The sequence below is a fragment of the Phyllobacterium sp. T2-21 genome, from assembly GCF_055378485.1.
Map to the genome: position 1 here is coordinate 169,932 of NZ_AP027914.1, position 18,359 is coordinate 188,290.

An 18,359-nucleotide genomic window follows, 5' to 3' on the forward strand; every position below is an offset into this window, starting at 1 on the left:
CGGTCAGATCGGCGATACTTGATCGAGGATCTGCTGACCCCAAGCCGGCTGCTGCGTTTCGCTCTGGCGCCCGCGGCCGCCATAGGAAATGCGCGCTTCGGCGATCTTCTCATAGGAAATGACATTGTCGCCGGAAATGTCACGCGGCCGTACGACGCCGGCGACATTCAGCACCCGCAATTCATAGTTGACGCGCACCTCCTGCGAGCCGCGGATGACCAGATTGCCGTTGGGCAGAATATTGGTGACGATGGCCGCAACCCTCAGCACGATCTTTTCCGACCGCTCGATCTTGCCCTCGCCCTTGGTGCGGCTATCGGATTTCAAATCGAGATTGCCGCCGATATTGCCGGCGGAGAAGCCGCTGCCGCTGATATCCGCCTTGCCGCCGACATCGGATGAGGCGACGCGCGAACGGCTGTTCTTGTTGTCGAACGTCGCCTTTTCGTCGATCAGAATGTTGACGGTCAAAACGTCGCCCGGATTGGTGGCGCGCGGATCGCGGAAGAAGCCGGCCGCGCGGTCCTGCCAGAGCGAATAGCGTTTCGGCTGCGGCTGGGACGGATAATAGGACGGATCCGAGACGCTGAAGCTTTGCCCGACACCCGCGCCCACCGGCGACATCTGTGGTGTGCGGTTCAGATCACGAAAATTGTCGGCGCATCCCGAAAGGGCAACGGCACTGGCGATGGCAAGCAGGGATGCCGCTTTCTTCATTGTGCGGTTCTTTCTTTGTTTGTGACCACACGGGATCCGACAATCACGCGGGCTAGACGCGAGGATTTTTCCGCGGGCATTTCATTCAGGATAACGCTGGAGACACGGGGATTGAGCTTCAGCAGCAGCGCGGCTGCCGGCTCGTCGCCCATCAGCGCCATCTGGGCGGCAGCTGCATCCGGCCGCATCTTGGAAATGATGCCCACCAGCGAATCCTCGGCCTTGTCGATGAACTCGTCACGCCGTTTCAGCCAGACTTCATATTCCTTGCGCTTGGCCTCCAGCTCCTGGATGCGGCTGTCGATATCCGCCCGCAGCTGCTCCAGTTCGCGCGTCTGCATGGCATAGCGCGCATCGGCCGCCTTGTCGGTGATGTTGGTGCAATAGCGGCCGATTTCCTGCCCGGTTTCATCCTTGGGGGCCGCATCCTGCGCCATCGTGGCGGATGGCAGCAGGGACATTGCCAGCAAGAGTGCAGCGGCCTTGGAGGATGCCGTGATTTTCCGTCGCGCGTTCATGGCAACACTCATTGGACCACCAGCTCCGCATGCAATGCGCCGGCCGTCTTGATGCCCTGCAGGATGGCGATGATGCCCTGCGGCTTCACGCCGATCTGATTGAGACCCTTCACCAGGCTTTCAAGATCGGTTCCGCCGAGAACACCGATTTTGGATGTTTGCCGAACCTGGATGTTGGTGTTCGGTTCGACCGCCGTCACGCCGTCACTGAACGGTTCCGGCTGAATGATCGTCGGCGTCTCGGTGACCTTGACGGAAAGCGTGCCATGACTGATGGCGACCCGCGATATCCGCACCTTCTCGCCGATGACCACGGTACCGGTGCGCTCGTCGACGACGACCCGCGCCACCTCATCAGTCGGCACCGGCAGACCTTCGATCTCCGCGAGGAAGCGGGCCGCCGTGATATCCTTGGGTTTGCGCAGGCGGATTGATTTGGCATCGCGCTCCTTGGCAACAGGCTGATTGTACCGCCGTTTGGCAAAGGCATTGATCGTATCGGTGATGCGCACGACCGTGGTGAAATCCGGCTGCCGCAGCTCGACGAGAAGTTCGCCGTCCTGGCCGAAATTTCCGGAAACCTCCCTTTCAACCAGGGCGCCGTTGGGAATACGTCCGCTGGTCGGCGTACCCTGCGTAACGGTGGCGGCATTACCGGATGCCGTAAAGCCGGACACGATCAGGTTGCCTTGCGCCGCCGCATAGACCTGTCCATCGGCCGCGGCCAGCGGCGTCATGACCAGCGTGCCGCCGGACAGCGACGTGGCGTCACCCAGCGAGGAAACGGTGATGTCGATCCGCGAGCCGCGCCCGGCAAAGGGCGGCAGATTGGCGGTGACGATGACGGCCGCGATATTCTTCGAACGCGACACACCGGCCGGCGGGCTGATGCCGAGATTATCGAGCATGGCGCGCATGGATTGCTCGGTGAACGGCGCATTGCGCAGGCTGTCGCCGGTTCCGCTCAATCCGACAACGAGACCATAGCCGACGAGCTGGTTTTCGCGCACGCCCTGAATGGCGGCGATATCCTTGAGCCGTGCGATGACTCCGCCGTCGCCGAACTGAGAAGCCGGTCCGCCCCAGCGCCCGTCGTCGACGTCCTTCTGCCAGGCGGCCTGGGCCTGGGCCGGCGTCTTGTAGCCCCTTTCCTTGGGCGAAGATTCGCCCGCATGCAGTGCGGTCGATGCAAGGACGGCCAACAGGACAATCGCGAAACGCCGCATCATTGCATGCCTACCTGTATGCGCCCATCGGCGAGGATGGTGCCCGTTACGGTGATGCCGCTGTCGATATTGCGCACCTTGATGAAATCACCGACGCGGCCCGGCTCCAGCGGCGTGCCCCGCGCCGTGATGACGAGCGCACCGGTATCATAGACCAGTACCGCCGGAACCCCGCGCTGCACCATGTCAGGCTCATTGACCGAAGACAGGAGGATGGGCTGCCCCGGCAGCAGTGTCCGGCGCGATATCTTGCCGACGAGTTGGTCCGGCGACAGCACATATTGGGCGGCGGCGGAGGCACGGATCGTAAAATACTTTTCCGTCAATCCCGCATTGCCGATGGTCTGGCCGGGATAGATGATCTGGGAAGGCACCAGGAATGCAATGCGCTCGGCGCGGGCGGCGACGGAAAAGACCAGCGCGCACAGGCCGAATGCCAGCACGCGAAGAGCCCAGTTCCCGATGATCTTTGCCGCCGTCATGATCGTCCTCAGCGCAGGTTCTTCGACACGACCGATGCCATTTCATCGGCTGCCTGGATGACTTTCGAATTCATTTCATAGGCCCGCTGGGCCGTGATCAGATCGGTGATTTCCTTGACGGGGTCGACGTTGGAATTTTCCAGATAGGCCTGCTTCAGCGTACCGAAACCGGGATCACCGGGAGCGCCGACAACCGGAGCACCCGACGCATCGGTCTGCTTGTAGAGATTGTCGCCGAGCGGCTCGAGACCGGCTTCATTGGCAAAATTGGCGATGGTCAGCTGGCCCAGATTGATCATCGGAATCTGGTCGGATTGCTTGGCAAAAACCTGGCCGGAATCGGTGATTTTCACTTCAATGGTGTTGGGCGGAACAACAATGTTTGGCTCGACCAGATCACCGTTGAGCGTCACGAGCTGCCCCGTTGCATTGGTGTTGAATGCCCCGGCGCGGGTATAGAGCGTTTCGCCGGCGGTGTTCTGAATCTGGAACCAGCCGCGGCCCTTGAGCGCCACGTCGAAGGGATTGCCCGTCTGATTGAGCCCGCCCTGAATATGCAGGTTGCGGACGGCCGATGTCTGCACGCCGAGCCCGACCATCGCGCCCTCGGGAATGATGCTCTGGTTTGCCATGTTCGGCACACCGGCGCTGCGCTCCGTCTGATACAGCAAGTCCGAGAACTCGGCCTTTGCGCGCTTGAACCCGGTCGTGTTGATATTGGCGATGTTGTTGGCAATCACTTCCAGATTGAGCTGCTGGGCATTCATGCCGGTCGCAGCAATGGTGAGCGCTTTCATTCTGATTCCTTAAATCGGCATACGGCTGATTTCGAGATAGGCCTGGACGATCTTGTCGCGAATGGCGATGGCCGTCTGGAGCGATTTTTCCGCATCCATAACCGCGTTGACGACATCACGCGTCGGCACGTCGCCGGTCATGCTCTTGAGCGAAACCGCTTCGGCATTCTGGAGTTTTCCGGTGAGCTGCGACAGAACGTTGTCAAAGGAAGGCTGACCGGTTGCGGCTGCCGCCGGCGAAGCGGCACCGGGCATGGATGTCTGATTGACGGTTTCCGATAGTTTGGAAAGAGCGTTGCGGGTGGATACACTGAGAAGCTGGTCTATCATCAGGAGTTCCTTAAGAGATCGACGGTCATGGCAATCAGTTCACGTGCTTGCTTGACCACCTGGAGATTGGCTTCGTAGGAGCGGTTGGCTTCGCGCATGTCCGCCATTTCGACGACCATGTTCACGTTTGGATATTTGACCATGCCCTTGGTGTTGGCAGCCGGGTGGCTTGGATCATATTCTTCGGTAAAGGCGGAAACGTCATGCCCGACTTCCGCGATGCGCACGGTCTCGACGCCGCTGCTGCGGTCGAGCTCGGTGGCAAAGGAAACGGTCTTGCGGCGGTATGGATCGCTGCCCGCCGTCTTGCCGGTCGACTGGGCATTGGCCAGATTCTCGGAGACGATGCGCAGACGGGTCGATTGGGCATTGAGGCCGGAAGCGGCAACCTTGAGCGCGGCCTGGAGCGGATCTGACATCTGTTTCAGCCCTTTACTGCGGAGAGCATCATGCGGTGAAACGCCTTCACGATGCTGGTGTTGAGCGCGAACTGGCGATTGATCTCGCCGGACTTGACCATTTCCCCTTCGAGGCTGACCGTGTTCTTCGAATGGTTCTGTTCCGTCACTTCATTCTTGCGCAGCGCGGTGGCGGCGATGCCGGATGCATTGATTTCAAGGTGCTTCGCATTTGTCGCCGCCATGGTCAGCTGCGTCTGCTGCAACACGTCCTTGAACGGCTCGACGTCCCGCGCCTTGAAACCCGGCGTATTGGCATTGGCGACATTGCCGGAAACCGCGGCCTGCCTGACGGACAGCCACTCGGCCTGACGTGATGCCAATTCGAACAGATGAATCCCCTGCATGTGCCTGCCTCGCGTCCCGGACCAATCAATTGAGGTCACTCTATGCGGTCAATCTTGCGTGAGACTTGCGGCGGCGACAGCCACGGAACTTATGCATGGATAAAGAGGCATTTGATCAATTGGTTCGGCTGATCACTTCGCCGTCGGATGTCTTGATCTGCCACGAACCGTTGCCATTGCCGCGTTCGATCGCAACCAGGGTGCTTCCGTCCGGCAAGGGCGATCCCTTCTCGACAAACCAGTAGCCGGTATTGTCTTCGATCATCACCAGACCGCCGACCACTTCGCGCACCAGGAACACCGGCTTGTCGGGAAACGGCTGTTTGCTGGCGGCATTGATCCCGGCCAGACGATCGCCGGTGAGTGCCGACGTGGTTGCCGTGGTCATGAGGTCCACTTCGCCGGTTTTCGTTCTCGACAATGACACTTCGGTGCCGTTGTTCTTGCGCACGACCTTCTGGTTTGTCCGGTCCAGGGGGTCGCGAACAGTTTTGCCTGTGGCTTCCGGCTTGGGCCGCGCTTCCCAGATGTCGTAATACATCACGAAGGGCAGGATGGCGCAGATGGTTGCAAGGACAAATCCCGCGCCCTTGATATAGCCGTCAAAGCGCTTGTCGCGCTGGCGGGGTGCGGGAATTTCCGTTGCGGGATCGCTTTCAGGCGCCAGGCCCGTGGTCTTCTGTTTTGTCATGCCCCCTCCTTTGGCCGAAGCGCCGCTGCCAGATCGCTGTAGGGATCCAGCGAAAGCGGCGTGGCCGGTGTCTGCTGCATAGCGTCGTAAATGCGTGGAACCAGATGCACGGCCTGATCGAGCAGGGGATCCCCCCCCTCCTGATAGGCGCCGATCATCCGCAGGTCGCGGGTCTCTTCGAACCGCGAAATGAGGCCGCGCATGCTGGTGGCGAGCTTCGCCTGTTCCGGCGACCAGTTGTGCTGCGCCAGGCGCGAAATGGAACCGAGAATATCCATGGCCGGGAAACGGCCCTGCGCGGCGATAGCGCGGTCGAGCACGATGTGCCCGTCCAGCGTGCCGCGGATCGCATCCGACACCGGATCATTGTGATCGTCGCCATCGACCAGAACGGCATAGATGCCGGTAATCGTACCGCTGTCCGACAATCCGGGGCCGGCGCGCTCAAGCAGGCGCGGCAACTGGCTGAACACGCTCGGCGGATAGCCGCGCGAAACCGGCGGTTCACCCGCGGCAATGGCGATTTCGCGCGCCGCATGGGCGAAACGCGTCACGGAATCCACGATCAGCAGAACATTGTCGCCCAGATCGCGAAAATATTCGGCGATGGCCGTTGCCGTGTTGGGGGCAAGCCGGCGCATCATCGGACTTTCGTCGCCGGTCGAAACAACGGTGACCGTCTTGCCAAGCTTCCCGGCCATGGTGTCTTCGAGCATGTCGCGCACTTCGCGGCCGCGTTCGCCCGTCAGCGCCAGGACAACCGTGTCGAAATCCGTTGCCTTGGTCATCATGGCCAGCAGCGTGGATTTGCCGACGCCGGACCCGGCAAAGACACCCATGCGCTGGCCGAAACACATCGGCGCAAAGACGTCGACGACATTGACGCCGGTGCGCAGGCCGATTTCGACGCGGCTGCGGTTCATGGCGAGCGGAGCCGGACAATCCACGGGCTTGGGATCATTGCCTGCGGTGAGCAAACCCTTGCCGTCGAGCGGTAGACCGAGGGCGTTGATGACCCGCCCCTTCCAGTCGGGCGCCGGGGCAATGCGAAACGGCCCCTCGGGGAAGACGGGCGTTCCGAGCGATGGCACGATCCGGTCATCGAACGGCTTGACCAGGACGCGCGACTGCTCGATCCGCACGACTTCGGCCGGGTGCAGCCGGTTGTCGCTGCGGATGGTCACCATGTCGCCGAGCTGCGCCTGTTCCGAAATGCCGCGCACGCCGATGGCGGAGCGTGACACCTCGTTCACATAGCCGCCGACGGCCACGGGAGCCGGAGCCGTCACGACCTGCGAGACAAGCCGGGCCAGCGCCTCGAGACTGCCCGTCCCGGTGCTCATCGTCGGCAGGGCTGCTTCAAGATCCTGCATGCTTATCCCGCCGGTTCAAGGAGACGGTGCATCAGGTCTTCGATCCAAGCGTCTTGATGGCTTCGGAGAAGGTGCCTTCATTGCCGCGCAGCAAGGCATCGACCCGCTCGAAAGCCCGGGTAACGCTCATGAGCCGGGTCATTTCGCCGATCGCATCGACATTTGATCCTTCGATGGCGCCCTGAACAACCCCCGCATGCGGATTGTCGATGGTCGGCTGTGCGGTAATGCTCGGAATAACAGCCGAATTGTCGAAATAGGTCAGCTTGGCATTGGGGCTGATCGTGAACAGGCCAATGGAGCCCAGCTGGCGCTTGTTCTGATAGACCGCCCCATCGGCGGAAATCTGCGGCGGACCGCCATTGGGGTCAATGACCAGGGGCTGGCCGCCCGCATCCAGGATGGGATAACCTTTGACGGAGCGCAACTCGCCGGTCGTTGTCATCTGCATGCGGCCGTCGCGGGTGAAAACCTGCCCAGCCGGTGTCTGCAGCGAAAACCATACGTCGCCCTTTGCGGCGATATCCAGGGGATTGCCGGTCTGGGTGATCGGGCCCGCATCCGTCTTGATATAGCTCTGACCGGCTGAAACGAAGCTCGAGTCCTCGGCAGCCTTCGACACCATGGTTTCGAATTTCATGCCCGTGGCGCGAAAACCCGGCGTCGACATGTTCGCCACATTGTGCGCCAGGGCATCCAGGCGGCGCTCCAGCGATATCTGCGAGGACAGGCCGACATAGATCGAGTTTTCCATCAGCGGCCACCCAGCTTGAACGACTGCAAGATCGTCAGGATGTTTTGCGAAATGCCGATGGTGGTGTCCCCGCCGAAGAGCAGCGAGGGAATGGTGGAGGCAGTCGAGGGATTGTTCATTTCATACATAGCCGTAAACCGGGTGAGGAATTTCTCAAGCTTCGCCGGATCCTTGAGAGATGCGAGATCGAGCTTGTCGGTGACCATCTTGGCCTGCCGGTCGATATCCATGTTGGACGCCTGCGCCGGGATGGAAAAGGTTGTCTGGAAGACCTTGAGCAGTGCCTTGTCGCCGAGGATTTCATAGGCATTGGTGATCGTGGGCGCCTTGCGGGCAAAATACAGGGCAAGCCGCACGCCTTCATTGTCCTGCCCGGCTTCCTGCTCCAGCGTCTGGCGGGCATATTTGTCCGTCACCGGCTTGAGCACGGCGGGCTGGCTGGTTGCCTTGTCGCCCAGTTTGGCGAAATCGAACGTCGTGGCAAACTCGAGGTAGCGCTTGTCCGTCAGTTTGTTGGCAAAGCTGTCCTTGCCGGTACCTTCGGTGAGAACTTTGCGGATAAAGGCCTTGGCGAAAGCCATGTCCTCAAGCCCGATAGCCTTCAGGGCGTATTTATACAGCCGGTCATCCTTCATGAAATCGTCAATGGTTTTGACCTTGCCGATATTCTTCAGGTAGTAGTCCGTATCGCGCTGCACGACCGGTTCGGCCGCCACCCTCGTCAGCGAACGCGTCAGGTTCGACGAGATCAATTTATAACTGGTCATCGTATTGATCATGGCAACGGCACTCCCACGGCTTTCGCCTATCTGTGCCAAAGCAAGCTTGCCTGAAGCTGTCCGCGCAATTTCACCCCGGCCACAAACCTGCGTCTCCATGCAAGGTTCACGCAAGCCGGACTTGCTACTGCTCGGCCGCTGGCAATATTTGCAGGAGAGCGCTTTGGGAATCCTTGTTGGACTTGTGGTAACGATGGGATGTCTCCTTGGCGGCTTCATTGCCATGGGCGGGCATGTGAGTGTTCTCATGCAGCCGTGGGAATTCGTCATCATCGGCGGCTCCGCGCTTGGCACGTTCCTGGTCGCCAATCCGTTTTCGGCGGTCAAGGATACCGGACGCGCCTGCATGGAGGCCTTCTCCAACAAGGTTCCCAAACAGCGCGACTACCTCGATGTGCTCGGCGTCCTCTACGCATTGATGCGGGAACTGCGCGCCAAGTCGCGCAACGAGGTGGAAGTCCACATCGACAACCCCAATGAATCACTGATTTTCCAGGCATTTCCGAGCGTTCTGAAGAACCATGATCTGACGCAGTTCATCTGCGACTACTGCCGCCTGATCATCATCGGCAATGCGCGCTCGCATGAAATCGAGGCGCTGATGGACGAAGAAATCCACACGATCTCCCGCGACAAGCTCAAGCCCTACCATGCCATGGTGGCCATTTCGGAAGGTTTGCCGGCACTCGGCATCGTTGCTGCGGTGCTGGGCGTGATCAAGGCCATGGGCGCTCTCAATGAATCGCCGGAAGTGCTGGGTCATCTGATCGGCGCGGCGCTGGTCGGCACCTTCGCCGGTATCTTCCTTTCCTATGGTGTGGTCGGCCCGATTGCCACCAAGATCAAGACGACGCGCGAGAAGCAGAACCGGCTTTACATGATCGTCAAGCAGACACTGCTCGCCTACATGAACGGCGCCCTGCCGCAGATCGCGCTCGAATATGGACGCAAGACGATTTCGGCCTATGATCGTCCATCCATCGATGTGGTCGAGCAGGAAACCATCTCCACCGTTCCGATGCAGCAAGCGGCATAGGCTGAACAATGGATGTCGAGACAGAACAGAAAAGACCGGACGTGCTTGCGGAAAGCATCCTGCGCGCCGCCGGCATGTCGGTGGACGATCTCAAATCGCTTGAGGCGGTGTTTCGCGACCTTGCAACGACGTTTGCCGGCAAAATAACCAGCCAGTCCGACGTCGCCATTGCGGCCGAATTCGTGCGCATGGAATCAATCGAGAAGGATGCCATTGCCAGCACCCTGATGCGCTCGGGACTGATCGGAACCGTGCAGGTCGTCAAATGGGCATCGCGCCTGCTGCTGGCTGCCGACCGCGCCTTTGTCGATTGCGGGGTCGATGCCCTGTTCGGGTCCGGCGCCAGCCAGGACCACCAGCCGCATCGCCCGATGACCTCGGTCGACCTTGGCATCGCCCGCCAGATTTTCACCGACGTCACCGCATCGCTGGATCACATGTTCTCGGGCGGCAGCGACACGCTGTTCCAGATCGCCGAACTGACGGAAGCCGCGCATTTCTCGGTTGCCTCGGTGACCGATACGCGCATGATATGCTGCACGATGCTGCTCAAGGTTGGCGGACACAGCGGCCAGATCATCATCATGATGCCGCGTTCGAGCTTCCGTCCCATGCAGGATGCCATCGCGCGGATGCTGCAACAGCCGGCACACCATTCCGATCCGACCTGGGCAAAGAAGCTGCGCCTCGAGGTGAGCCGGGCCCATATCGACATTGAGGCCTTCATCCAGCAGGGGTCCATGACGCTGGAACAGATCACCCTTTTGAAACCCGGCCAGATCCTGCAGCTGCCCAAGGATGCGATCAATCAGGTCCGCCTGCGCAGCGGCAAACAGGCACTTTACAAATGCCGTCTGGGCAAGACCGGCACGGCATTCACCGTGCGCATCACCGATCCGATCAATGAAGAAGAGGACCTGCTCGATGAGCTTGCTGCTGGCTAATCTCATTTCCGCCGCCCTGATCGCAACCGGGCTTGCGGTCTTCCTCGTTGCCCTGCGCAAGGCCAACCGGCTGACGGCCATGAGCCGCGCCATGGCGCAACAGGTGGCCGGTTCGGCCCGGAGCCTTGAGCAAGCGCTGCTCTTCCTGCAGAACGAGCGTGAAACCTGCCGGGACGAAAGCGTGCGTCTGGAGGCCAAGCTCAAGGATTCCGACCGCGCCCGTTCGGAGATGACGCGCACCATCCGCATGGTTGAACGCGCCAAGAACGAGTTCAAGGACAATGTGCGCCCCTTCCCGGCCGTCGATGCCGCCCAGCGCGCTGCCGCACCCGCCTTTGCGCAGCAGCCGGTTCCGGCAGCCCCGGCGGAGCTTCGTCAGGGCACGCCTATCCATAACCAGCCCGCGGCTCCGGCGAAAGTCCTGCCCGTGTTCGTCAATCGCATCGTCCGCAGTGCTGACGTGGCGAATGCCGTCCTTTAACCCAGTGTGAACGGGATTTCCCATCATGGCCATTTCCGACAAGAATTCCATCGAAGACGAGCTCAACGAGGCAATCGAAGATCTCAAGCGCGATGAACCACAACCAAGCCGCAAACCTGCGGGATCGAAGCCGAACATCGATCTCATCATGGGCATTCCCGTCGACGTCCAGGTTGTTCTCGGCAGCACGTCCATGCCGGTGGCCAATCTGATGAAGCTCGGCCGCGGCGCCGTCGTGACCCTCGACAAGCAGATCGGCGATCCCGTCGATATCGTCGTCAACGGGCGGGTGATCGCACGCGGTGAAGTCATCGTCCTCGAGGACGACTCCTCGCGCTTCGGCGTCAGCCTCACCGAAGTCATCGGCAGCGGCAGCTAAGTCATCCGCCGCCGCGCCGCCTTCCCCCCTACAAGCACGAGAAGCCAGACCGCATGAGCGATCAAGACACACCTCAGGGCGAAAGCACCATCCAGGACCTGAGCGGCCCGGAAAAGGTGGCCGCATTGCTTGTGGCGATCGGGCGGCCATCCGCCTCGCGGCTTCTCAAGCATTTCAATGCGGACGATCTGCGCTCGCTTGCCGGCCATGCCCGCAAGCTCGAGCCGATCACCCCCGGCGACTTCGAAGAGCTGGTCAAGGAATTCGAGAACGCCTTTGCCGACGGCGCGCCGGTTTCGGAAGCCGGCATGCGCTTTGAAGGGCTGCTGCGCGAAACGCTGTCGGCGGAAGAGGCCAGCGCTGTTATCGAGAACCGCCGCCCCGAACTGCTGACGCAGGAATCCGTCTGGGATATCCTGCCGCGCGTGCCGCTCGACGTCCTGCAAGCCTATCTGTCAACGCAGCATCCCCAGGTGACGGCCTATGTGATTTCGCGCCTGCCTTCCGATATCGCGGCCCGGCTGCTGATCGGCTTTGCGCCGCAGGAACGCGGTGCCATCATTCAGCGCACGCTGCATATCCGCAAGGTGGGTCCATCGACGATCGCGATGCTGGAAAGCATCCTGCAGCGCGAGGTCACCGGAAAAGACAATTCGGGTTCCGAGAAGAGCCATCACGGCACCGTTGCCAACATCATCAACCAGCTGGAAAAATCGGAGATCGACGAGCTGCTGGCGAGCCTCACCGATCTGGGCGCGGAAGACCTTGCCAAGATCAAGGCCAAGCTCTTCACCTTCGAGGATATCGTGCGCATATCGCAGCGCGCGCGCCTCATCCTCTTCGATGAAATCCAGACGGATGTGGTCACCTCAGCATTGCATGGCTGCGAACCGCGCCTGCAGGAACTCATCCTCCAGTCCCTGTCGACACGCGGACGGCGCATGGTTGAAACCGAATTGTCCAGCCAGACCAACATCAATGCCAACACGGTCACGGAAGCGCGCCGCGCCATTGCCCGCACCGCCATTGCCCTGGCCGAACGCGGCGAGCTCAAGCTCGAACCGCAAGAATCCGAAACATGATCGGCAGGGCCTGCTAGAGCATGTCGGACGGGCCCGACAAAGAGAGTAAAACCGAGGAAGCAACTGAGAAGAAAATCAGTGATGCGGTCGAGAAGGGCAATCTGCCCGTCTCGCGCGAAGCGCCGATCCTCGCCTCCATCGCCGCCTTTCTCGTCATCATGGTTTTCGTCGCCGTGCCCAGCGGCTCGAAACTGGTGGCGTTCCTCTCGGCCCTGCTCGACAAGCCCGAGGAATGGCGGCTCAACAGCGCGCAGGATGCCCGGCAATTGTTCGGCATCGTCGGCCTGGCCGTGGGTGCGGCCTTGCTTCCCGTCTTCATCATCATTCCCACCGCCGGCATCCTCGCATCGGTGCTGCAGAATGCGCCGCGCATGGTCTTTGACCGTATCCAGCCGCAGTTTTCGCGCGTATCCATTGCCAAGGGCTGGACACGCATCTTCGGCGCGTCGGGCCGCATAGAATTCCTCAAGTCGGTGTTCAAGTTCGCGGCGGCCAGCATCATCGTTTTCATGATGTTCTTCCGCAGCAGCCATTTCTTCGTCGACACGATCATCACCGAACCCAGCCAGCTGCCCGAACTCATCCGCAGCAACATCACCCGGCTTCTGGCATCCGTGACGATTGCGGTGACCGCGCTCGCAGCCTTCGACCTTGCCTGGGCCCGCATTCACTGGCGCAGCGAACTGCGCATGACCAAGCAGGAAATCAAGGACGAGCACAAGCAGGCAGAGGGCGATCCGCTGCTGAAGGCCCGGTTGCGCTCGCTCGGCCGTGACCGGGCGCGCCAGCGCATGATTGCCTCGGTTCCGACGGCCACGCTGATCGTCGCAAATCCGACACACTTCTCCGTTGCTCTACGCTACAGCCCGGCGAAAGATCCGGCCCCTATCGTGGTTGCCAAGGGGCAGGATCTGATCGCTCTCAAAATCAGGGAGATTGCCGAGGCCAATGACATACCGGTTTTCGAGAATGTGCAACTGGCGCGCGCGTTGTACAAGCAAGTGCAAGTGAACAATGCCATTGCACCAGAATTCTATAAAGCCGTGGCAGAACTGATCCAATTCGTTAATGTACGACGTAAATAATAAAACCGTTTCCAATCGGGTAAACAGCAGATGAAAAGAACGCAGTATTCGGTTGCCCGGGTTGATATCATTTCAAACCACCTGACAGAGGTCATCCATGATCTTCGTCTTGTGGATGTTGCCGACTATATTGCCTTCATACGCTGTGAACTGTTCGGCAACATTGCCGATATCGTCAATTCAGCGACGGAACTGACATTCTATCCCGATACGTTGACGTTCGGTCTTGGCGGCGAATATGCGCTGGACTGGAACACCGCGCCGAAGGTGATGCTCGATCTCGAGTTCAGCAATATGGGGGTCAATGCCTATTTCCGGCTGACGCTGTCATCCGAAAGCACCGAGATCGATCTGCACCATCTGCGGTTTGCCGAAACGGGGCATAGTCCCGCGCAAAACACCGCATTGCTGGCTCAGGCCTTCGAGAATGCACGCCTGCCGCAATTGTCGGCATCGGCAAAGGCGCAATAAACGCCTTCCTACAGATAGGCCTTGGCAACGGTGGGTATGTCGATCACACCGAGAGCAAGCGCCGTCGCCACGGTCGATGTTCTGTTGGAACAGCCCAGCTTGTTCTTGGCGTTCTGCAGATAGGTGACCACCGTCCAGCGCGCGATATTGAGAATCTCGCCGATCTCGCCATCCGTCTTGCCATTGGCTGCCCAGAACAGGCAGTCGATCTCGCGCCGGGTCAAAAGATTGGAGATGATCGCGGCAAGGGCCGGATTGCGGGTGCCGTGCAGGGCGTTGTGGATACGCGCCGAAGCGGCCGATAACTGTTTGCGCCTGCGTTCGACAAAGGCACCCTGTTCAGCCTTTTCGACGTCGAAGGTGAAGAGCGTGATCCCGCGGAAGCCGAAGGCATTCGTCGCGCAAATCGCAAGATACAGGTTGCCAAGCCCGCGCCGTTCGGCGTCCATCAGATAGCGCTTTACGGCTGGCGAAGGGACGGCGTCGCCAGTCAGGTTGCAGATCGTGCCGGGCGCGTCGGCACGCGGCTGGAACAGCGTCATCCCCTGCATCACCGGATCGATCTTGAGATAGTCCTTGGCAAAATACCGCAACATCCAGCTGACCGGATAGGTCATCAGAAGCGGGACATTTTCATCGACCACATCGCTGCCAGGCCGCGGCTCCGGGTGCCCGACATGGGCAATGTGGCGGCAGCCAGTCTGCTGTTTGACCTCGTGCAGCATTGCAAGCGTGTCCGAAGCCACCACGTCCTTGAACAGGCCCTTTTGAAAATCGGGAAAATGAGCCAGTTCAAGCAGCATTGGATACAAGTCATTCCTCTTGGCCCGCAAAGTGCCGGCTTCCGCAACGGTATTCTTCTGGATTTCAGATGGCTTTTCATCGCATGGGATTAAAAGCCCCTTCATGCTCGCACGAGACAGGCAGGCAGACAAGACGATGAACAATTGTATTTGCAGTTTTTCACATAAATGCTGCAAAAGGCAATTTATGGTTGAACCCGACCTGCCAAGCTTTGATGATCAGTATCAAGCCTGACAAACCAGAAAACGCGCGTTTCCTTTAACCCACATTTCCCAGTGTTTTCGGTCATTTTACCGCAAAATTCGGGCATAAGCGCCAAGCTGTTGCGATCGCGCTAACTGTACCCACAACCGCTGCGCGCAGGGTTGGCGCGCTTGCCCTTGGCCGGGAGGCGGCCCCGCACCGGTTGCCGGCAAGGCCCGTTAATTCCCGCTTCATCGCCGTACATTCATCCAGCCCGTCGCCTGTTCCCGCACAATGTGCTAATTGCCTTGCATGGGTGCCATTGCAAACGACGATTTCTTCGACTCGCTTCCTGTCTTCGTTGACTTCGAAGGCGTGGCGGATGCGGGCAATTATCGGCCGCTCCCCAACGACTGGATACTGGCAGTGGCCGATATTGTCGGCTCGACCGGGGCGATCGAAGCTGGGCGCTACAAGGCCGTGAACATGGCAGGCGCAAGCGTCATCTCCGCCCTGCTCAATGCTCTGGGCAGGCACAACTACCCCTTCGTCTTCGGCGGCGATGGCGCGCTTGTTGCCATTCCGGCCTCCGCCGCCGCGCAGGCGCGTGAAGCGCTTGCCTCGGTTCAGGCCTGGGTGCGTGAGGACCTGCAACTGACCCTGCGTGCCGCCCTCGTGCCGATGAGCGAGATCAAGGCGCAAGGCCTTGACGTGCGCGTTGCCCGGTTCAGCGCCAGTCCCGAAGTCTTCTACGCGATGTTCACGGGCGGCGGCAGCAGCTGGGCCGAAGCGCAGATGAAAGCCGGCAAATATGCCATCGCCGCCGGTCTCTCCGGATCGCGCCCGGATCTGACGGGCCTTTCCTGCCGGTGGAATCCGATAGTGGCACGCAATGGCGAAATCCTGTCCATCATCGCCATTCCCGGCGACGCCGGCGCAACGGCGGCGTTCCAGCAGCTTGTTGCCGACATCGTTGCCATTGCCGCCGAACAGAATCGCGGCGCGCATCCCTTGCCGGCGGATGGCCCACCCATTGCATTCAATACCAGCGGTGTGGAGACGGAGGCACGCGCCACGGCCCCCAGGGGGCAACGTCTTCTTCGCAAAATCGCGATACTCGCCCAGATCGCGCTGACCGTTGCGATGGACAGGCTTGGCCTGCATTGGGGTAAATTTGATCCGAAACAATACAAGCGCGACGTGGCGCAGAACTCGGATTTTCGCAAATTCGACGATGGTCTGAAAATGACGATTGATATCGATCCGGCCCGGTTGCAGCGCATTGAGGCGCTGCTGGAAAAGGCATCGAAGGCGGGCATCGCCCGCTTCGGCCTGCACCGGCAGGATTCTGCCCTGATGACCTGCCTTGTTCCGACCCCCCTATCGCGCAATCACATGCACTTCATCGACGGGGCATCGGGCGGCTATGCCATGGCGGCCAGCAATCTCAAGGCCAAGCTGTCCTGACCCTAGAGCCTTTCCTGTTTAAATAGAACCAGTTCTGTTTCCCGGATGGCGAGACAATCCACGCGGAAGGTAGCGAGGCCGATGTTGACCCATCGGACGACGCTGCCTGACAAAGTGGGTGTCCGCCAGCCGGAAACCCGAAGGGCCGGGTGAATTTGGCTCAATACCATCGGGCTTCGGCTTCGCCCGATGGAAAGGCATCGGCCTAGCCAAACCCCTCGACCTTGAACCAACTTCCCTCCGGCAGAACGATTCTATTTAAGCAGGAAAGGCTCTAGGATTTCACGATATGCCCGGCGGCGAGCCCGCGCCTGGTGAAAATGTTGCGCGTATCGACGATCAGCGGCGACCATTCGGCCAGCGCCGCATAATCCACGTCGTCATGGTCGGTCGAAACCAGAATGGCATCGTAGGATTTCACCGTTTTCTCATCCAGAGGCACGGATGCACGGCCTTTCAGCGCCATATATTCGCGGGTCGACGGTATCTCGCCGACAAACGGGTCGTGATAGTCCGCGTGGCCGCCGCGCTCCTCGATGATTTCGATGAGGCGCAGCGAGGGGCTTTCACGGATATCAGGCACGTTCTTCTTGTAGGCAAGCCCGAGAACCAGCACGCGTGAGCGGCTGAGCGCCTTGCCCGCCCGGATATCCAGCGCTTCGGCCAGCTTGCCGACCACATAACGCGGCATGGCCGAGTTGATCTCGCCTGCCAGCTCGATGAAGCGGGTCGGCAGCTCGTACTCGCGCGATTTCCAGGTGAGATAGAACGGATCGATCGGGATGCAGTGGCCCCCGAGGCCGGGGCCGGGATAAAACGGCATGTAGCCGAAGGGCTTTGTCTTGGCCGCCTCGATGACTTCCCAGATGTCGATGCCCATGGCGGCGTAGACGGTTTTCAGTTCGTTGACGAGCGCGATGTTCACCGCCCGGAAGATGTTCTCGGTCAGCTTGACCGCCTCGGCCGTGGCGTTGGACGAGACGGGAACAACGGTCTTGACCGCCGCACCGTAGAAAGCCTGCATCAGCCGGCTGGCTTCCTCGCCATCGCCCGCAACGATTTTCGGTATGGTCGAGGTCTGGAAATCGCGATTGCCGGGATCTTCCCGCTCCGGGGAAAAGCCGAGGAAGAAGTCCACGCCGGATTTGAGACCGGTCTTTTCCAGAATGGTTTTGACCACATCATCGGTTGTTCCGGGATAGGTCGTCGATTCAAGCACGACAAGCTGGCCGGGCCGGAGCGCCGCGGCAATCGAGCGGCAGGTTGCCTCGACGAAGGACAGGTCGGGATCGCGATGTTTCGTCAGCGGCGTCGGCACGCAGATGACGATCACGTCGCACTGGGCGAGCCGGGCAAAATCGTTTGTCGACCGGAACCGGTTCTGCGCCGTTTGCGCACCGAGCGCCGCGTCCGTGACCGCCTCGATATAGGAATGGCCGGCGTCGAGGGCGACAATCTTCTTCGGATCGATATCAAAGCCGGTCACCGAAAACCCGCTCTGGGCAAGGGTGATGGCGAGCGGCAGCCCGACATAGCCAAGCCCGATCACCCCAGCCTGGGCGGTACGCGCGTCGATTTTGGCGGAAAGGTCGGAGAAGGGGGAGGAGGAAACGGCCAAGGCGATCTCTTCTTTGCGAAGCACGCCGCGTGAGCGGATGCGGTTGAGGGCGCAGTGGCGGCCCGGAATTCGTCCGGTTTAGATGGCTGCTCCGGCCACCGCTGTCAAGCAAGGCCGGCTGCGTCCGGCCTGTCACAAACAGTTGATGCGACGGCAAGCCCGCGCCAGCAGGCTGCTGACAGGAGGTTGTCAGGAGTGCGCGCCGGTCCGGTGAATTAACCCCGGCGCCTCTATTGTTTCAGATCGGTGACATGCCCATTTCAGTGCCAGCACGCAATCAGGATCGATAGAGAACCGCCAGCCAGCCATCTATTTGAACAGAACCGGGCAGTGCAAT

General features: G+C 60.3%; 22 protein-coding genes. 8 read left to right on the top strand and 14 right to left on the bottom strand.

What is annotated here, in order from left to right; translation table 11 throughout:
• Window positions 1–3: 3 nt before the first annotated feature.
• The 12 genes from flgH to ACZ5FP_RS21180 form a co-directional block, all read right to left on the bottom strand.
• Window positions 4–717, bottom strand: a complete 714-nt coding sequence (gene flgH / locus ACZ5FP_RS21125) for a flagellar basal body L-ring protein FlgH (RefSeq protein WP_403184549.1) — start codon at window positions 715–717, stop codon at window positions 4–6.
• Window positions 714–1,154: a MotE family protein gene (locus ACZ5FP_RS21130; RefSeq protein WP_346307966.1), complete on the bottom strand. Its 441-nt coding sequence runs from the start codon at window positions 1,152–1,154 to the stop codon at window positions 714–716. Before ACZ5FP_RS21130 ends, flgH begins: the two co-directional genes overlap by 4 nt.
• Before the next feature lie 89 nt (window positions 1,155–1,243).
• Window positions 1,244–2,461 (bottom strand): flagellar basal body P-ring protein FlgI, encoded by a 1,218-nt coding sequence (locus ACZ5FP_RS21135; RefSeq protein WP_464664459.1) that lies wholly within the window; start codon window positions 2,459–2,461, stop codon window positions 1,244–1,246.
• Window positions 2,461–2,943 (bottom strand): flagellar basal body P-ring formation chaperone FlgA, encoded by a 483-nt coding sequence (flgA, locus tag ACZ5FP_RS21140; RefSeq protein ID WP_464664430.1) that lies wholly within the window; start codon window positions 2,941–2,943, stop codon window positions 2,461–2,463. Before flgA ends, ACZ5FP_RS21135 begins: the two co-directional genes overlap by 1 nt.
• Before the next feature lie 8 nt (window positions 2,944–2,951).
• Complete coding sequence (flgG, locus tag ACZ5FP_RS21145; protein ID WP_464664431.1) at window positions 2,952–3,740, bottom strand: flagellar basal-body rod protein FlgG; 789 nt, start codon at window positions 3,738–3,740, stop codon at window positions 2,952–2,954.
• Window positions 3,741–3,749: 9 nt separating this feature from the next.
• Window positions 3,750–4,070: a flagellar hook-basal body complex protein FliE gene (locus ACZ5FP_RS21150; protein ID WP_464664432.1), complete on the bottom strand. Its 321-nt coding sequence runs from the start codon at window positions 4,068–4,070 to the stop codon at window positions 3,750–3,752.
• A complete protein-coding gene (gene flgC / locus ACZ5FP_RS21155; RefSeq protein ID WP_105735210.1) occupies window positions 4,070–4,489 on the bottom strand; it encodes a flagellar basal body rod protein FlgC in 420 nt (139 codons plus the stop codon). Before flgC ends, ACZ5FP_RS21150 begins: the two co-directional genes overlap by 1 nt.
• A gap of 5 nt (window positions 4,490–4,494) precedes the next feature.
• On the bottom strand, window positions 4,495–4,875 hold the full coding sequence (gene flgB, locus ACZ5FP_RS21160) for a flagellar basal body rod protein FlgB (RefSeq protein ID WP_346307955.1): 381 nt from the start codon (window positions 4,873–4,875) through the stop codon (window positions 4,495–4,497).
• Window positions 4,876–4,990: 115 nt separating this feature from the next.
• Complete coding sequence (locus ACZ5FP_RS21165; protein ID WP_464664433.1) at window positions 4,991–5,566, bottom strand: hypothetical protein; 576 nt, start codon at window positions 5,564–5,566, stop codon at window positions 4,991–4,993.
• A complete protein-coding gene (fliI, locus tag ACZ5FP_RS21170; RefSeq protein ID WP_464664434.1) occupies window positions 5,563–6,939 on the bottom strand; it encodes a flagellar protein export ATPase FliI in 1,377 nt (458 codons plus the stop codon). The genes ACZ5FP_RS21165 and fliI overlap by 4 nt, the downstream gene beginning before the upstream one ends.
• Window positions 6,940–6,970: 31 nt before the next feature.
• Window positions 6,971–7,696: a flagellar basal-body rod protein FlgF gene (flgF, locus tag ACZ5FP_RS21175; protein ID WP_223615519.1), complete on the bottom strand. Its 726-nt coding sequence runs from the start codon at window positions 7,694–7,696 to the stop codon at window positions 6,971–6,973.
• Complete coding sequence (locus ACZ5FP_RS21180) at window positions 7,693–8,472, bottom strand: DUF1217 domain-containing protein (protein WP_464664435.1); 780 nt, start codon at window positions 8,470–8,472, stop codon at window positions 7,693–7,695. The genes flgF and ACZ5FP_RS21180 overlap by 4 nt, the downstream gene beginning before the upstream one ends.
• 163 nt (window positions 8,473–8,635) lie before the next feature.
• Between ACZ5FP_RS21180 and motA the strand changes: the two genes are divergently transcribed.
• From motA to ACZ5FP_RS21215, 7 genes are read left to right on the top strand one after another with little or no spacing between them, the layout of a single operon-like run.
• Window positions 8,636–9,508, top strand: coding sequence for a flagellar motor stator protein MotA (gene motA, locus ACZ5FP_RS21185; protein WP_319025573.1), 873 nt, complete (start codon window positions 8,636–8,638; stop codon window positions 9,506–9,508).
• A gap of 8 nt (window positions 9,509–9,516) precedes the next feature.
• Window positions 9,517–10,452 carry a FliM/FliN family flagellar motor switch protein gene (locus tag ACZ5FP_RS21190; protein WP_464664436.1) on the top strand — a complete coding sequence of 312 codons (936 nt, stop codon included), beginning with the start codon at window positions 9,517–9,519 and terminating at the stop codon, window positions 10,450–10,452.
• Window positions 10,433–10,933 (top strand): BAB2_0123 family type IV secretion system effector, encoded by a 501-nt coding sequence (locus ACZ5FP_RS21195; protein ID WP_464664437.1) that lies wholly within the window; start codon window positions 10,433–10,435, stop codon window positions 10,931–10,933. The genes ACZ5FP_RS21190 and ACZ5FP_RS21195 overlap by 20 nt, the downstream gene beginning before the upstream one ends.
• Window positions 10,934–10,958: 25 nt before the next feature.
• Complete coding sequence (gene fliN, locus ACZ5FP_RS21200) at window positions 10,959–11,312, top strand: flagellar motor switch protein FliN (protein ID WP_105735218.1); 354 nt, start codon at window positions 10,959–10,961, stop codon at window positions 11,310–11,312.
• A 53-nt stretch (window positions 11,313–11,365) separates the two neighbouring features.
• Window positions 11,366–12,394, top strand: a complete 1,029-nt coding sequence (locus ACZ5FP_RS21205; RefSeq protein ID WP_223615482.1) for a flagellar motor switch protein FliG — start codon at window positions 11,366–11,368, stop codon at window positions 12,392–12,394.
• 20 nt (window positions 12,395–12,414) lie between these two features.
• Window positions 12,415–13,479, top strand: coding sequence for an EscU/YscU/HrcU family type III secretion system export apparatus switch protein (locus ACZ5FP_RS21210; RefSeq protein ID WP_464664438.1), 1,065 nt, complete (start codon window positions 12,415–12,417; stop codon window positions 13,477–13,479).
• Window positions 13,480–13,509: 30 nt separating this feature from the next.
• Window positions 13,510–13,950, top strand: a complete 441-nt coding sequence (locus tag ACZ5FP_RS21215; RefSeq protein ID WP_223615484.1) for a hypothetical protein — start codon at window positions 13,510–13,512, stop codon at window positions 13,948–13,950.
• An 8-nt stretch (window positions 13,951–13,958) separates the two neighbouring features.
• On the opposite strand, the gene ACZ5FP_RS21220 is transcribed toward ACZ5FP_RS21215, so the two are convergent.
• Window positions 13,959–14,753, bottom strand: coding sequence for a helix-turn-helix transcriptional regulator (locus ACZ5FP_RS21220; RefSeq protein ID WP_464664439.1), 795 nt, complete (start codon window positions 14,751–14,753; stop codon window positions 13,959–13,961).
• A gap of 496 nt (window positions 14,754–15,249) precedes the next feature.
• On the opposite strand from ACZ5FP_RS21220, the gene ACZ5FP_RS21225 reads away from it, so the two are divergent.
• The gene (locus ACZ5FP_RS21225) at window positions 15,250–16,404 is read left to right on the top strand and encodes a DUF3095 domain-containing protein (RefSeq protein ID WP_464664440.1); all 1,155 of its coding nucleotides are present in this window, start codon (window positions 15,250–15,252) and stop codon (window positions 16,402–16,404) included.
• A gap of 274 nt (window positions 16,405–16,678) precedes the next feature.
• On the opposite strand, the gene ACZ5FP_RS21230 is transcribed toward ACZ5FP_RS21225, so the two are convergent.
• On the bottom strand, window positions 16,679–18,022 hold the full coding sequence (locus ACZ5FP_RS21230) for a nucleotide sugar dehydrogenase (protein ID WP_464664441.1): 1,344 nt from the start codon (window positions 18,020–18,022) through the stop codon (window positions 16,679–16,681).
• Window positions 18,023–18,359: the final 337 nt, after the last annotated feature.

Excerpts from the sequence above, each read along its gene's own strand:
- flgC (WP_105735210.1), bottom strand. The coding sequence starts at position 4,489 with ATGTCAGATCCGCTCCAGGCCGCGCTCAAGGTTGCCGCTTCCGGCCTC.
- ACZ5FP_RS21225 (WP_464664440.1), top strand. The coding sequence starts at position 15,250 with ATGGGTGCCATTGCAAACGACGATTTCTTCGACTCGCTTCCTGTCTTC.
- ACZ5FP_RS21130 (WP_346307966.1), bottom strand. The coding sequence starts at position 1,154 with ATGGCGCAGGATGCGGCCCCCAAGGATGAAACCGGGCAGGAAATCGGC.
- ACZ5FP_RS21205 (WP_223615482.1), top strand. The coding sequence starts at position 11,366 with ATGAGCGATCAAGACACACCTCAGGGCGAAAGCACCATCCAGGACCTG.
- fliI (WP_464664434.1), bottom strand. The coding sequence starts at position 6,939 with ATGCAGGATCTTGAAGCAGCCCTGCCGACGATGAGCACCGGGACGGGC.
- ACZ5FP_RS21220 (WP_464664439.1), bottom strand. The coding sequence starts at position 14,753 with ATGCTGCTTGAACTGGCTCATTTTCCCGATTTTCAAAAGGGCCTGTTC.
- ACZ5FP_RS21190 (WP_464664436.1), top strand. The coding sequence starts at position 9,517 with ATGGATGTCGAGACAGAACAGAAAAGACCGGACGTGCTTGCGGAAAGC.
- ACZ5FP_RS21210 (WP_464664438.1), top strand. The coding sequence starts at position 12,415 with ATGTCGGACGGGCCCGACAAAGAGAGTAAAACCGAGGAAGCAACTGAG.
- ACZ5FP_RS21150 (WP_464664432.1), bottom strand. The coding sequence starts at position 4,070 with ATGATAGACCAGCTTCTCAGTGTATCCACCCGCAACGCTCTTTCCAAA.
- ACZ5FP_RS21180 (WP_464664435.1), bottom strand. The coding sequence starts at position 8,472 with ATGATCAATACGATGACCAGTTATAAATTGATCTCGTCGAACCTGACG.
- ACZ5FP_RS21135 (WP_464664459.1), bottom strand. The coding sequence starts at position 2,461 with ATGCGGCGTTTCGCGATTGTCCTGTTGGCCGTCCTTGCATCGACCGCA.
- ACZ5FP_RS21195 (WP_464664437.1), top strand. The coding sequence starts at position 10,433 with ATGAGCTTGCTGCTGGCTAATCTCATTTCCGCCGCCCTGATCGCAACC.
- ACZ5FP_RS21215 (WP_223615484.1), top strand. The coding sequence starts at position 13,510 with ATGAAAAGAACGCAGTATTCGGTTGCCCGGGTTGATATCATTTCAAAC.
- flgG (WP_464664431.1), bottom strand. The coding sequence starts at position 3,740 with ATGAAAGCGCTCACCATTGCTGCGACCGGCATGAATGCCCAGCAGCTC.
- ACZ5FP_RS21165 (WP_464664433.1), bottom strand. The coding sequence starts at position 5,566 with ATGACAAAACAGAAGACCACGGGCCTGGCGCCTGAAAGCGATCCCGCA.
- flgB (WP_346307955.1), bottom strand. The coding sequence starts at position 4,875 with ATGCAGGGGATTCATCTGTTCGAATTGGCATCACGTCAGGCCGAGTGG.
- flgA (WP_464664430.1), bottom strand. The coding sequence starts at position 2,943 with ATGACGGCGGCAAAGATCATCGGGAACTGGGCTCTTCGCGTGCTGGCA.
- fliN (WP_105735218.1), top strand. The coding sequence starts at position 10,959 with ATGGCCATTTCCGACAAGAATTCCATCGAAGACGAGCTCAACGAGGCA.
- flgH (WP_403184549.1), bottom strand. The coding sequence starts at position 717 with ATGAAGAAAGCGGCATCCCTGCTTGCCATCGCCAGTGCCGTTGCCCTT.